Origin of the sequence: Nocardia sp. JCM 34519.1 (assembly GCF_020361265.1) — a bacterium.
In the GTDB taxonomy this organism is placed as follows: domain Bacteria; phylum Actinomycetota; class Actinomycetes; order Mycobacteriales; family Mycobacteriaceae; genus Nocardia; species Nocardia arthritidis_A.
In genome coordinates this window covers 460,574-474,686 of sequence record NZ_JAIRBR010000005.1, presented here as the reverse complement: position 1 = coordinate 474,686, position 14,113 = coordinate 460,574, and the positions used below count along the sequence as shown (strand labels likewise).

The window sequence follows — 14,113 nt, the reverse complement described above, 5'->3', positions numbered from 1 at the left end:
CTTCGATCATGCGCCGCCGAGCAGGTCGGTGAGTTCGGCCACGGCGGTGCGCAATTGATCCGCGAACGCGTACATCTGGTCGGCGACCGCCTTCGGGGTGGCCAGGTAGAGGTTCCAGCGGTCCGGCAGCAGCACGTAGGCCACGCCGATACAGCGCGGGCTGGTCGAGCCGAATCCGAAGTAGCGGATGTTGACCGACGGCGCCGAACTGGTGGACAGGTAATCGTCGCGCATGATGATCCAGCCGGGGCTGTCGTAGAGCGGAATCGGTTCGGTGACACCGAGTTCCGTGCCGCGCCTGCGCTGGATCCACTGAAGCTCCCAGAGGTGCTGTTCGGGCGCGTCACCCGCCTGGCACTGTTTCGCGCGCGTCACGTGCGCCTCGGCGGCCTCCAGCGCCGCCGCCCGCCTGGTCGCCGCGTCGGCGGCCGGATCCTGCATGGCGTCGACGAAGGCGATCATCTGCGGGGTGACCACCCGCATGGCCTCGGTGCGGCCGTTGCGCCACTGCCTGGTCGCGATCGATTCGTAGGTGGCGCCGGTGATTCCCTTGCTGCGCCGGTGCGCGAGCTGATAACTCAACTGCGCGAACGCATCCGGCGAGATGCCGAGCTGTTTGGCGCGCGCGGTCCCGAACTCCTCGAAAGACACCGTCGCGGTGGCGTTTTCGGCGGCGTAGCGGGCGAACGCCGCCCCCGCCGCCGCGATATCGGTGCGCTGCGCGGCGTCTAGGACGAATTCGATCGGCTCGACCGCGGGCAGGCCCTGCGCCGCCGCGCCGGACCGCTCCGCGTGCTCGTCCACCGGAGCCTGCAGCAGCGTGTCGACGAACGACAGGATGGTGGTGCCGTCCAGCCCGCAGTGTTCCACGTTGATCCCGGCCTGCCCGTCGGCGAAGACGATGAACGACACCGCCTTGTCGAACCACCGGTTGGCGCTGTCGCCGTGCAGCAGCTGATCGCAGGCGTGCAGGGTATCGCGCGGCGCGAAATCCTCCAGGCACACGCAGAACAGCGCGGTCTCGATGGTGTCGAGCGCCGCGACATTGGCCGGTTCGGCCCGCAGACCCGCTCTGCTGCGCGCCCATTCGGCCCTGGCCTTGGTGGTGAGATGGCCCACCGCGGTATCCGTGCGGGCCGGGCGCGCGCCCGCCTTCAGCACCGCGCGCAGACCATCGGCGATATCGCCGGACGCGTACGGCACACCGTCCGGTCCGATGACATCCATCCGGAACATGCTGCCGCGGAAGAACACCACGATATGCCGCGCCCGGGACGGGCCGGGCCATTCGTCGCTGTAGGGCACCCGCACGGTGTCCTGCTGCTCGCCCGGAATCCTGGTCTCGGAGAACAGATATTTGTTCTGCCACATCGAAAGCCGTTGGCCGCGTTGCACGACCGGCGGAATCGCCTCGTCATCCAGCGCCAGCTTGTATGCCAGTGCGGCGGTGATGATTCCGGCGGCGCGCGCCGCCTGCCCCTGACCGGTCGACACCGCCAGCGGGGTGTCGTCGCGGAAGAGGAAGAAGAAGTTGGCGTTCAACGCGATCCGGTCGCGACGGCCGAGATACCGGGACGGCCAGAACAGGTCGAGCCAGCTGCCCACGCCGGGGGTGGCGTCGTATTCCCGAAGTGCGGCATGCAGTTTCCGCCCCGGACCGTCGGGGCGCAGCAGGTCGGCCACCGCCGCCTCGGTGCTGGCCAATTCCTCGGCGGTGAGCAGCGGGGCGCACCATTCCAGGAATCGCGCGCAGCTGTCCTCCAGGGTGGGTAGCGGCACCCGGGGCAGGCGGTCGTCGGCGGCGAAGGTGCGTACTTCGCTGTCAGTCATTCTCGATCCTCGGAATCGGTGTGCGGGCGGGACAGGTAGAGGTTCGCGTACAGCCAGCCGTCGGATTCGCAGTCATCGGTGTCGATTCCGTTGGCAGCCAAGGTGTTCAGCACTCGGGTGCGTTCGGCGGCGGAGGCGAAGCGCCGCTGCTCGAACAGTCCGGGCGCGCGTTCGGTGCGGTAGCCGAGCTCGGCGAGGGCCGCGGCGATCGCGTCGAATCCGTACATGCGCAGCACGAAGTGTGCCATCCACGGTCGCCTGGTCGGATGCGCGGTGGCCACCCGGGTCAGGGTTTTTTCGGTGATGTAGCCGACGCAGCCGGTGGAGATGACCAGATCGGCCGCGGCGAGCGTATCGCGCTGGGCATCGGTGGGTTCGGCGTTCTCCAGATCCGCGTGCACCGTATCGTGCAGCAGACCCGCCTCCCGCGCGTAGCTGAGCGCGGTCATGGAGGCGTCCATGCCGACGAACCGGACATCGGGCTGGCCGTCGGCGGCGGTGAGCACCGTCCGGTCGCGGGCGAGCAGGTCGGCGCGGTCGGCGGCACCCGCCGCGCCGTAGTGGTCGGCCAGTCCGCGCATGGTGGTGTCGAAGCGCAGCAGCGCCGCGTTCACGCCGTAGGAGCAGCCGATATCGAGCACCGTGATGCGGGTGGCCCCGGTGGCCGCGCGGTAGTCGTCGAACTGCCGCTGGAAATACGGTTTCGCCAATTCCGGTATGCGATAGTCCAATTCGGACATGCGGGCGTAGTAGTCGCGGGGATCGGGGCGGTCGTAGATATCGTCGAAGGAGGCTTTCCCGGTCGTGTGCGACGCTGGCATATCCTGTTTTCCTCTTCTCGCGCACCGCTCAGTCGAGCAGTCGGTCGCCCCGCATCGCGGCGGCGTCCAGGTGATCCGATAGGACCCGTCCGAAGAGCTGACGGGTTCGTTCGACGCTGCCGATCACCCCGGGGCGGTCGGTGTAGGCGAAAATCGCCGAATGCCGTTGCCGCGCACCGGATACCGGCGATACCCGGTGCAGGGAGAAGCGGCCGTGGAACAGCTGCAGGTCGCCGGGGCGCAGCTCCAGTCGTTTGATGAGCCGCTCGCCCGCGCCGGTGAGCACGGCACGCACGTCGTCGAGATTTTCCGCGTGCGGTGCGCGAATGTTGGGGCAGTATTCGAAGATTCCGCCCGAATCCGCGGCCTGGGTCAACATGCTGACGGTGCATTCGTTGGTATCGAAATGCCACGGATGCGACATGCCGGGCTCCACCACATTCAAACAGAGGCCCGCCAGCGGATCGGCGAATTCGTGTAGTTCGGCGCCGCCGAAACATGCGGCGAGGAAACGCTGGAACGCGGGATCGACGTAGAGCCGGTGGATCAGCGCGCCGGCCGGAATGAGGTCGCGGGCGACGAAGGCATTGCCGCGTTCGAGCACGATGCGGCCCGGATGATCGTCCGGCAGCGGCGAATCCAGCGGAATGTTGTACGCGTTGACCCGCTCGACCGCGTAGTGCGCGCGCGGCGCGAACTCGGCGCCCTGTGCGCGCAGGGTCTCGCGCAGTTCGGGCCGGATGAAATCGCGCAGTACGGTGCAGCCTTCGGCGGCGAGTTCGGCGCGGGCCCGCGCGACGACGGCGCTCGCGCCAGCCGCGAGCGGATACCGTTCGGTGTCGACGATTTCGTCCAGGACACCCATCGCTGCCATGCGCGCCATTCTGGTGCAGCGCCGCCGTCGGCGCGCCGGATTCGCTGAGATTGCCAGTGACTACGGTCACACCCGCTCAGCTGGGCGCACTCCCGTTGCGGCGCAGTAACTCTCGACACCGTTCCGACAGATTCGCCGCCCGCCGCCGAACCGTTGATCCGAATTGCCCGATTTATCCGGCCACGAATTCCGATGACCACCGAATATTCGCGGCGGCCATCGAATTTCGCCCGGCCCGGATCAAACCCGAACGCGCAGGGCCGCTTCGAGGTCGGCGAGTTCGAGTCCGACGAGTGTGTCGCGGAAGAGACGGCCGGGGGCATCGGGCACCGGAATCTCGCACGGCACCACGAGCAGTCCGCAGCCCGCGGCCTGGGCAGCCGCCGCACCGGTCGGCGAATCCTCCACCGCCACACAGTGTTCCGGGTTCAACCCGAGCAGTTCGGCGGCCCGCAGGTAGATATCGGGCTCGGGCTTGCCGTGCGGCACCTCATCGCCGCACACGGTGACGTCGAAGTATTCGCGGCCGAGGGTGTCCAGGCCGTACTCGGTGAAATCGCGCTTGGTGTTCGTGACCAGCGCGGTGGGCAGCCCGGCCGAACGCACCAGCGCCAGCGCGTCCTTCGCACCGGGCCGCCACGGAATCGGGCCGGACATCAGCTCGACCACCCGTCGGTCGAGGAATTCCCGCGACGTGCGCACCGCCGCGGGCGTCTCCTCGATTCCCAGGCCGTGGAACATGATTCGCAGCGAATTCTCCACCGACGTTCCGATCAGCGCGTGCCGGATCGCGTCGGTCATCTCCCGGCCGTGCTCCCTGGCCAACTCGCGGACCGCGATATCCCACAGCTTTTCGGAGTCGAGCAGGGTGCCGTCCATATCCCACAGCACCGCGGCGGGTCGCATCGTCATCCCGATTTCCTCCTCGACTCCTCGGCAAGCTCACTCATGCCGATCCCCGTCGGCACTCGACCGCGATGGACGCTGTGTCGGTGATCGGCACCAGTTCGCTCATGCCCGTTGGGAATTGGCGATCACGGTGCGCCCGCCATCCGAGGTCACCAGGAACCAGCGCCGCTCGGTCTCCACGAACCCGTTCGTGTGCACGTAGGTGACGGTCCCGGTGACGGTGTCGCCGTTCTGCGTCAGCCCCGAAACGCTGACCGACCTGAACTCCTTCCAGAACGCGACGTACGAGTTATAGCCGCCGGTCGAGGCCTGGTACGAGGGCGACAGCTGCGACCAGGCGCCCGAGGGGTTCCCGGGCAGCATGCCGTAGTAACCGCTGACGAAGCCCGACTTGTCCACCGCGGCGGGGCCGAACGGCGTCGTGGTGATGGGTGGCGGCGGGGTGGTGGTCGGCGGTTTGGCGCCGCTCGACGGCGCGCCGCTGCTGGGCGTCGGCGACGGTGTCGGCGTCGGTTGCGTGGACGGGGTGCCGGTCGCGGGGTTCGGCTGTTCCGGCACAACGGGATTCGCGACGGCCGGGGACGGCGTCGAACTGTCCGCGCCGCTCGACGAGGTGACGGGCGGCGCGACCGAGGACGACTGCGCGGCGGTCGAACCACTGTCGTGCCCGGAGTTCACCGCGTACGCGATGACGCCCGCGACGATCAGCACCACGAGCGCGGCGACCGCACCGATGGCGACCACCCGGTTGCGCGCACCGCCCTCGCTATTCCCTCCTGGCAGTGTCGAATTCGCGGGTTTGGCGGGCGGCGGCAGCGCGGGGGCGGCGACCGGTGCGGCGACCACCTCGGTGGCGCCCGCGGGCTCCGGAGCCGAGATCACCGTCGTCTTGTCGGAGCCGCCGTCCGCCTCCGCCGCCGGCATCACCTTGGTCTGCGGTGGCGGCGCCAGCTCCGGATTGCGGCCCGCCGCAATATCTTCCAGCGCCTGCTTGGCCTCGCGCATGGTCGGCCGCTCCTCCGGCGTCGGCGCGAGCAGCCGCAGCAGCACCGGGCCGAGCGCGCCGGCGCGCTCCGGCTTCGGCACCTCCGCGCGGGCCACCGCGTGCAGTACGGCGAGCGGATTGTCACCCTCGCCGAACGGCGGGCCACCCTCCACCGCCGCGTACAGCGTTGAGCCGAGGGCGAATACGTCGGAGGCCGGTTCCGGTTTCTCGCCGCGCGCCACCTCCGGTGCGAGATATGCGGGTGTGCCGGCGAGGAATCCGGTCGCGGTGACCGTGACATCGCCGACCGCGTGCGAGATGCCGAAATCGGTGATCTTCACCGTACCGTCGTCGCCGACGAGCAGGTTGGCCGGTTTGACATCGCGATGCATGATGCCCGCATCGTGCGCGGCGGCCAGCGCGCCCGCCGCCTGCGCGCCGATCCGCGCCACCTCGGCGGGCGGCAGCGTGCGCTTACCGGATAGCCGCGCCGCCAGGCTCGGCGCGTTCATGTACTCCATCACCAGCCACGGCTGGCCGTCCTCCTCCGCGACATCGAAGACGGTGATCGCGTTCGGATGATGTAGCCGGGCGGCGATGCGTCCCTCGCGCATCGCCCGCATTCGTGCCTCGACCGCCTGCGACCTGGACAGCCCGGGTCCGAGCAGCAGCTGTTTCACCGCGACGGTGCGTCGCAGTCGCACATCGGTGGCCCGCCAGACCACACCCATGGCGCCAGTGCCGATCGGATCCGTGAGCCGATACCGTCCCGCGATCAACCGATCCGCCGTCATGGTGTACTGCCTCCCGATAACCCGCCGAGTTCTTCTCGCCCAACGGCGCGTGGCCCGGAAACTCCGAAAACCCTACGCGCCGAAGCGCTTTACACCCGAAGGCCACGGGGAACGCACCCGTCGACTGCTCCGGATGCAGTTGCAACGTATCGACAATGGCATAACTACCCAGCCCGTATCCACCAGCATGCCGAATAGGTGCCCGGCCCGGTGAGGGCCGTCACATTCTGCTGGCCGGTTGGATAACGGGATGGGCGATGCCGCGCTGTTCGATTCTCAGACGCTGAAGTACTTCGCCTCCGGATGCAGCAGTACGAAAGCGTCGGTGGATTGTTCGGGATGCAACTGCAATTCCTCCGAGAGCGTCACCCCGATGCGGCCCGCGTCGAGCAGCTCCACCAGCTTGGCGCGATCCTCCAGATCCGGGCAGGCGCCGTACCCGAAGGAGTAGCGCGCGCCGCGGTAGCCGAGCTTGAAATAGTCGAGCACATCGTCCGGATCGGAATCGGCGACCGCGCGCCCGTCGATGCGCAACTCCTCGCGGACGCGGCGGTGCCAGTACTCGGCCAGCGCCTCGGTGAGCTGCACGCCGATACCGTGCACCTCCAGGTAGTCGCGATAGTTGTCGGCGGCGAAGAGCTCGTTGGCGAAGTCGGCGATCGGCTGACCCATGGTGACCAGCTGGAACGGCCACACGTCCACCTGACCGGTCGCCTCGGCCCGCTCGCGCGACCGGATGAAGTCGGCGACGCAGAGGAACCGGTCCCGCTGCTGACGCGGGAAGGTGAACCGATACCGTTGCGCCGCATCGGGATTCGGCTCGGCGAGCACGATGACGTCATCGCCCTCCGACACCGCCGGGAAGTAGCCGTACACCACCGCCGCATGCTGCAGCACACCCTCGGTGCTCAACCGGTCCAGCCAGGCGCGCAGCCGCGGCCGCCCCTCGGTCTCCACCAGTTCCTCATAGGACGGCCCGTCACCGCCGCGCTGCCCGCGTAGGCCCCACTGGCCGAGGAAGAGCGCCCGCTCGTCGAGCAGGCCCGAATACTCGTGCAGCGAAAGACCTTTCACCACCCGCGAACCCCAGAACGGCGGCACCGGCACCGGCAGGTCGGCGGCGACATCCGAACGCTCGGGCACCACGATCGGCGCCTCGGCGGCCTTGCGCTCCTCCGCGATCCGCTTGGACCGCTCGTGCCTGGCCTTGCGTTCGGCCGCCTTCTCCCGTTCGGCGATGGCCTCCGGGCTGTCCGGATCGAGCCCGCCGCCGCGCTTGCGGGTCATGATGTCGTCCATCAGGCGCAGGCCCTCGAAGGCGTCGCGGGCATAGTGCACATCGCCGTGGTAGACCTCGGTGAGGTCGTTCTCGACATAGGAGCGGGTCAGCGCGGCGCCGCCGAGCAGCACCGGGAACTGGTCGGCCACTCCCCTGGAGTTGAGCTCCTCCAGGTTCTCCTTCATCACGACCGTCGACTTGACCAGCAGTCCGGACATGCCGATCACATCGGCCTTCTTGTCCACCGCGGCGTCCAGGATGGTCGCGATCGGCTGTTTGATGCCGAGGTTCACCACCTCGTAGCCGTTGTTGGACAGGATGATGTCCACCAGGTTCTTGCCGATGTCGTGCACATCGCCCTTGACCGTCGCCAGCACGATGCGGCCCTTGCCGGAATCGTCGGTGGCCTCCATATGCGGTTCCAGATAGGCCACCGCGGACTTCATCACCTCGGCGGACTGCAGTACGAACGGCAACTGCATCTGACCCGAACCGAACAGTTCGCCAACGGTTTTCATGCCCGAGAGCAGCGTCTCGTTGATGATCCGCAGCGGCGGAACGGATTTCATGGCCTCGTCCAGGTCGGCGTCGAGGCCCGCCTTCTCGCCGTCGACGATCCGGCGCTCCAGCCGCTCGAAAAGCGGCAGCGCCGCAAGCTCTTCCGCGCGCGAGGCCTTCGACGAGGATGCCGAAACGCCCTCGAACAGCGCCATCAGCTTCTGCAGCGGATCGTAATCCGGGGTGCGCCGGTCGTAGACCAGGTCCAGCGCGGCCGTGCGCTGCTCTTCCGGAATCCGGCTGATCGGCAGGATCTTCGAGGCGTGCACGATGGCCGAATCCAGTCCGGCCTGGACGCATTCGTGCATGAAGACCGAGTTGAGCACCTGCCGCGCGGCCGGGTTCAGGCCGAAGGAGATATTCGAAAGACCAAGGGTGGTCTGCACTTGCGGATGACGCCGCTTCAATTCCCGGATGGCCTCGATGGTTTCGATGCCGTCGCGCCGTGACTCCTCCTGGCCGGTGCCGAGGGTGAAGGTGAGCGTATCGATGATGATGTCGCTCTCGGAAAGCCCCCAGTTGCCGGTGATATCGGCGATGAGACGCTCGGCGATCTCCACCTTCTTCGCCGCGGTGCGGGCCTGGCCCTCCTCGTCGATGGTCAATGCGACCACCGCGGCGCCGTGTTCGGCCACCAGCCGCATGGTCTGCTGGAAGCGGGAATCCGGGCCCGCGCCGTCCTCGTAGTTCACCGAGTTCACCGCGCAGCGTCCGCCCAGATGCTCCAAACCCGCACGCAGCACCGGGGTTTCGGTGGAGTCGAGCATGATCGGCAGCGTCGAGGCGGTGGCCAGCCGGGATGCCAGCTCGGACATATCCTTCGTGCCGTCGCGGCCGACGTAGTCGACGCACAGATCCAGCATGTGCGCGCCGTCGCGGGTCTGATCCTTGGCGATATCGAGGCATTTCTGCCAGTCCTCGGCCAGCATGGCCTCGCGGAATGCCTTGGAGCCGTTGGCATTCGTGCGCTCACCGATCATCATGATCGAGGCGTCCTGCTCGAACGGCACCGCGGTGTACATGCTGGAGACGCTCGGCTCGTGCACCGGATTGCGCTGTGCCGGTTGGACTTCCGCGACCGCCTCGGCCACCTGCCGGATATGCTCGGGCGTGGTGCCGCAGCAGCCGCCGACCAGCGCGAGCCCGAATTCGGTGACGAAGCCGCGCAGCGCGATCGCCAACTCCTCCGGCGTCAGCGGATAGACCGCGCCGTCGGCGCCGAGCACGGGTAGGCCCGCGTTCGGCATCACCGATACCGGCACCCTGGCGTGCCTGGACAGATGCCGCAGATGCTCGCTCATCTCGTCCGGACCGGTCGCGCAGTTCAACCCGATCACATCGATGCCGAGCGGTTCGATCGCGGTGAGCGCCGCGCCGATCTCGCTGCCCACCAGCATCGTTCCGGTGGTCTCCACGGTGACGTGGGTGATGATCGGAATCCGCCGTCCGGCGGTGATCATCGCCCGCTGGCTGCCGGTGACCGCGGCCTTGACCTGCAGCAGGTCCTGGCAGGTCTCGATGAGGATCGCATCGGCGCCGCCGTCGAGCATGCCGAGCGCCGCCTCGGCGTACGCGTCGCGCAGCGCGGTGAACGGGGCGTGGCCCAGCGTCGGCAGCTTGGTGCCCGGACCCATCGAACCGAGGACATACCGCGGGGTGCCATCGGCGGACGGCCCCATCTCGTCGGCGACCTCGCGGGCCAACCGGGTGCCGCGCTCGGACAGATCGCGGATCCGGTCGGCGATGTCGTAGTCGGCGAGGTTGGGCAGATTGCAGCCGAAGGTGTTGGTCTCCACCGCATCCGCGCCCGCCTCGAAATACGCGCGGTGGATGCCGCGCAACACATCGGGGCGGGTTTCGTTCAGTATCTCGTTGCAGCCTTCCAACCCGCGGAAATCGTCGAGGGTCAGGTCGGCCGCCTGCAACATTGTTCCCATGGCGCCGTCGCCGATCACGACACGCCGACGGAGCGTGTCGAGCAGCGTGGTGTCGAACTCGGCGGGGCGGTGCGCGGACATGGGTCCAGCGTAATTGGCCGATCGGACAATCCCCGATACGGAACCCGGTTGGGGTGTCCGGCGCCACACTCGGGATCGGATTCATTCGGCGTTGCGCGCCGCCGGTCGGCTCCGCCGCCGTACCGCCCCTGTGGCAGCAAAAGGAACGGCCGGGAACACGGGAGTAGGAACACAACCGGGCCTCATACACCGTAGGCTGACCGGGTGAACCCCAGTGAACCTCCCGATTCCGAATTGCCGACGTTGCGGGATCCGGTGCTCGTCGCCGCCTTCGAAGGCTGGAACGATGCGGGCGACGCGGCCAGCGGCGCGGTCGAACATCTGGAACTGATCTGGGACGCCGAACCACTGGCCGAACTCGATTCCGAGGATTACTACGACTACCAGGTCAATCGGCCGACGGTGCGTCAGGTTGACGGCGTCACCAGGGAGATCCAGTGGCCATCCACCATGCTCTCGGTGTGCTCGCCGCCCGGCAGCGACCGCGATATCGTGCTGCTACGCGGTATCGAACCGAATATGCGCTGGCGCAGCTTCTGCGCCGACCTACTGGAGTTCATCGAACAGCTGGGCGTCCAGACGGTCGTCATACTCGGCGCGCTGCTGGCGGACACACCGCACACCAGGCCCGTCCCGGTGACCGGATCCGCCTACAGCAAGGAGGCGGCCGAACGGTTCAACCTGGAGCAGACCAGATACGAGGGTCCCACCGGCATCACCGGCGTACTGCAGGACCAGTGCGTGAAGGCCGGTGTGCCCGCGGTGTCGTTCTGGGCCGCGGTGCCGCACTACGTTTCGCAGCCGCCCAACCCCAAGGCGACCATCGCGCTGCTGCATCGCGTCGAGGACGTCCTCGATATCGAGGTCCCGCTCGGCGAACTGCCCAAGCAGGCCGAGGACTGGGAGACCGCGGTCAACGAGATGACCGTCGGCGACGACGAAATCAGCGAGTACGTACGGTCTTTGGAGGAGCGCGGCGATGCGGCGCTGGATCTGAACGAGGCCATCGCCAAGATCGACGGCGACGCCATCGCGGCCGAATTCGAGAAGTACCTGCGGCGCCGGGGGCCGGGCAGCTTCGGGCTGTGACGGGCGGCCCGGCACTGTAGCACCGGTTCACCAGAAGTTCGCGGGGGGCCACCTGAAGGATGGAATCGGCTCGCCCCGTAGACTTCTCGGGGTGACCATCTTCCCGATCGTCGCCAGCCTGAACGGCTACGACGACCGGATCGCCGTCCTCTGCTCTCGATCTGCCTCGGCGAATGTCACAGCGGCGGAATCGGTGACGGAGGATTTGCAGCGGGTCACCTACGCGCGGCTGGCGGCACTCGTCGCGGAGTACGCGAGCACACTCGGACCGAACCGGCGTCTCGTCGCACTGGCCGTGCGCAACGACCTCGATTCCCTCGTCGCATATCTCGGCGCGCTGGCCGCGGGCTGCGCGGTGCTGCTCACCGCCGAGATCACCGATGAGCTGATGCGGATCTACGACCCGGATGTGGTGCGCGACGGCGGCGTGACCCGGATCCGCCGGACGGTGACGAAACACCGGCTGCATCCGGATCTCGCACTGCTGCTGAGCACTTCGGGTTCCACCGGGTCGCCCAAGCTGGTGCGGCTTTCGTACCGGAACCTGTTCGCGAACGCGGCGGCCATCGTCGCGTACCTCTCGCTCGGCCCGGACGACCGGGCGGCCACGACGCTGCCCATGTTCTACTGCTACGGCCTATCCGTGGTGCACAGCCATCTGCTTTGCGGCGCAAGCCTTCTGCTCACCGAACGGTCGGTCTTGGACGACGAGTTCTGGGCCGAGTTCCGCGGGCACCGCGCCACCTCGTTCGCGGCGGTCCCCTACACCGTCGAACTGTTGGAGCGCATCGGATTCGACCGCATGCCGCTGCCCGCGCTGCGCTACATCACCCTGTCCGGTGGCAGGCTGGCGCCCGCGCTGGTGCGCCGGTACGCACGGCTCGGAGCAAGTGCCGGTTGGGATTTCGTGGTCATGTACGGCCAGACCGAGGCGACGTCGCGGATGGCCTACCTTCCGGTCCGGCTCACCGCCGCGCATCCGGACTGCGTCGGCGTCGCGATTCCGGGCGGCCGGTTCACCCTCGAATCCGTCGACGGCGAGGATGCGCACGAACTCGTCTACCACGGCCCGAATGTGATGATGGGCTACGCCGAATCCGCTGCCGATCTGGCGCTCGGCCGGACCGTACGCGCGCTGCGCACCGGCGATCTCGCGCGGCGCACACCGGAGGGCCTGATCCGCATCGTCGGCAGGCGCAGCCGCTTCGCCAAACCGTTCGGGCTCCGCATCGATCTGGAACGGCTCGAATCCGGGCTGGCCGCAGCGGGTTTCAGCGCCTGCTGCGCCGAGGGCGATGCGGGCCTGGTGGTCGCCGTGCGCACCGGCGGCCCGGCCACCGATCCGACCACGCTCGTCACCGAACTGAGCGGTCTGCCCGCGAGCGCCATCCGGATCGTCCCGGTCGGCGAATTACCGCGGCTGGCAAACGGAAAGCTCGACTACGCGGCCGTACGTGGCCTATCTGCCCCGGCGCCCGAACTCGCCGACATCCGGGCCATCTACGCCGACGCGCTCGGGCTGCGTCCCGAATCCATCGCCGCCGAACGCACTTTCGGCGAGCTCGGCGGCAATTCGCTGACCTACGTGCACACTTCGGTCCGGCTCGGGCGCGTCATCGGCGCACTGCCGACCGACTGGCCGGATCGCACCGTCGCGGAACTGTCCGCGCTCCGTGCGGGCGAGACGGGTAAATCCAAGCGCCACAGGCATTTCAGCCGGACCATCGACACCGCCACCGGACTGCGCGCGGCCGGTATCGTGCTGATCGCGGGCACCCATATCGGACTGTTCCAACTGCTGGGCGCGGCCCACGTGCTGCTCGCCGTGGCCGGATTCAACTTCGCCCGGTTCGCGCTCACCTCGGTCCCCGGGCCCGCGCGCACCCGGCACGCGCTACGCACCGCGGCGTTCATCGCGGTGCCGACCGCGCTGTGGGTGGCCGCGACGCTGCCGTTCACGGATTACTACGGCTGGCAGAACCTATTGCTGCTCAACAAGATTCTGGGTCCGGCCGAGAGCAGCACCGCGGGCCACCTGTGGTTCCTGGAGGTGCTCGTCTACTTCCTGATCGCCGCGGCACTGCTCATTCGGCTACCGCTGGTTGACACGCTGGAGCGGCGCGACCCGTTCCGGTTCGCGCTCGGCCTGCTCACGGTCGCACTGATCTTCCGGTACCTGCCCGTCGGACCGTATTCGGCCGCGGATGTGCCGTATTCGCCGCTGGCCGCCTGGTTCTTCGTCGTCGGCTGGGCCGCGGCCAAGGCGACGACGACGTGGCAGCGCGTGCTCGTCGGCGTCATCGTATTGGTAACGGTGCCAGGCTATTTCGCCGAGGCCGAACGCGAGCGGCTGGTCATCGCCTGCCTCCTGCTACTGGCCTGGCTGCCCGCACTGCGGGTGCCCGTACCGATCGCCGGGGTGGCGGCGCTGCTGGCCGACGGCTCACTGTTCGTCTACCTGCTGCACTGGCAGATCTATCCGCTGTTCGGAACACATGACAGCACAGCGCTTTTCGCCTGTCTTGCCGCCGGGATCGCGGCGAGTCACACGGTGGCGCTTATCCGACGCTGGGTGTTCGCGAGGAGCCGGAAGACGTCAGCGTTCGACGGTCCAGACCTGGGCCGCCGCGTCCTGGGCCAGCTTCGCGATGAGGATGTCACGCGGAATCGTCTGGCCGGCAAGGTGATCGAGTGAGGGCACCACGACGTGGTGCGCGTCCGCGCGCTGCAGCTCCCGCGTCAGCTCCGCAAACGCCGTGCCGTCACCCGATGTCGATTCATGGAAAGTTGCGGCGAAGCACAGGCCTTCGGCACGGGCGAGGGTGCTCATCGCGTTCTCGAGCTCCTCGCTGTGCCCATCGGCCAGATCGTCACGCAAATATCCATAGATCAACGCTTCCACCCGAACCTCCGTTGGATGTGGGGATCGCTGTTCTCTTCGTGGATGACCCCCGGC

General features: G+C 68.0%; 9 protein-coding genes. 2 read left to right on the top strand and 7 right to left on the bottom strand.

What is annotated here, in order from left to right; translation table 11 throughout:
* Positions 1-6 precede the first annotated feature (6 nt).
* The 6 genes from LGY53_RS16820 to metH all read right to left on the bottom strand — a co-directional run bounded on the left by LGY53_RS16820 (position 7) and on the right by metH (position 10,068).
* On the bottom strand, positions 7-1,830 hold the full coding sequence (locus tag LGY53_RS16820; RefSeq protein WP_225727597.1) for a choline/carnitine O-acyltransferase: 1,824 nt from the start codon (positions 1,828-1,830) through the stop codon (positions 7-9).
* Positions 1,827-2,651, bottom strand: coding sequence for a class I SAM-dependent methyltransferase (locus tag LGY53_RS16815; RefSeq protein ID WP_225727596.1), 825 nt, complete (start codon positions 2,649-2,651; stop codon positions 1,827-1,829). Before LGY53_RS16815 ends, LGY53_RS16820 begins: the two co-directional genes overlap by 4 nt.
* Before the next feature lie 28 nt (positions 2,652-2,679).
* Positions 2,680-3,525, bottom strand: coding sequence for an arpA protein (locus LGY53_RS16810; protein ID WP_225727595.1), 846 nt, complete (start codon positions 3,523-3,525; stop codon positions 2,680-2,682).
* A gap of 240 nt (positions 3,526-3,765) precedes the next feature.
* Complete coding sequence (locus tag LGY53_RS16805; RefSeq protein WP_225727594.1) at positions 3,766-4,437, bottom strand: HAD family phosphatase; 672 nt, start codon at positions 4,435-4,437, stop codon at positions 3,766-3,768.
* Positions 4,438-4,536: 99 nt separating this feature from the next.
* Positions 4,537-6,213 (bottom strand): serine/threonine-protein kinase, encoded by a 1,677-nt coding sequence (locus LGY53_RS16800; protein WP_225727593.1) that lies wholly within the window; start codon positions 6,211-6,213, stop codon positions 4,537-4,539.
* A gap of 276 nt (positions 6,214-6,489) precedes the next feature.
* The gene (gene metH / locus LGY53_RS16795; protein ID WP_225727592.1) at positions 6,490-10,068 is read right to left on the bottom strand and encodes a methionine synthase; all 3,579 of its coding nucleotides are present in this window, start codon (positions 10,066-10,068) and stop codon (positions 6,490-6,492) included.
* A 204-nt stretch (positions 10,069-10,272) separates the two neighbouring features.
* Between metH and LGY53_RS16790 the strand changes: the two genes are divergently transcribed.
* Both LGY53_RS16790 and LGY53_RS16785 read left to right on the top strand, forming a co-directional pair.
* On the top strand, positions 10,273-11,157 hold the full coding sequence (locus LGY53_RS16790) for a PAC2 family protein (RefSeq protein ID WP_167475778.1): 885 nt from the start codon (positions 10,273-10,275) through the stop codon (positions 11,155-11,157).
* A 91-nt stretch (positions 11,158-11,248) separates the two neighbouring features.
* A complete protein-coding gene (locus tag LGY53_RS16785; protein WP_225727591.1) occupies positions 11,249-13,852 on the top strand; it encodes an AMP-binding protein in 2,604 nt (867 codons plus the stop codon).
* Here LGY53_RS16785 and LGY53_RS16780 read toward each other — a convergent pair.
* A complete protein-coding gene (locus tag LGY53_RS16780) occupies positions 13,754-14,059 on the bottom strand; it encodes a hypothetical protein (RefSeq protein ID WP_167475780.1) in 306 nt (101 codons plus the stop codon). The genes LGY53_RS16785 and LGY53_RS16780 overlap by 99 nt on opposite strands.
* Positions 14,060-14,113 lie beyond the last annotated feature (54 nt).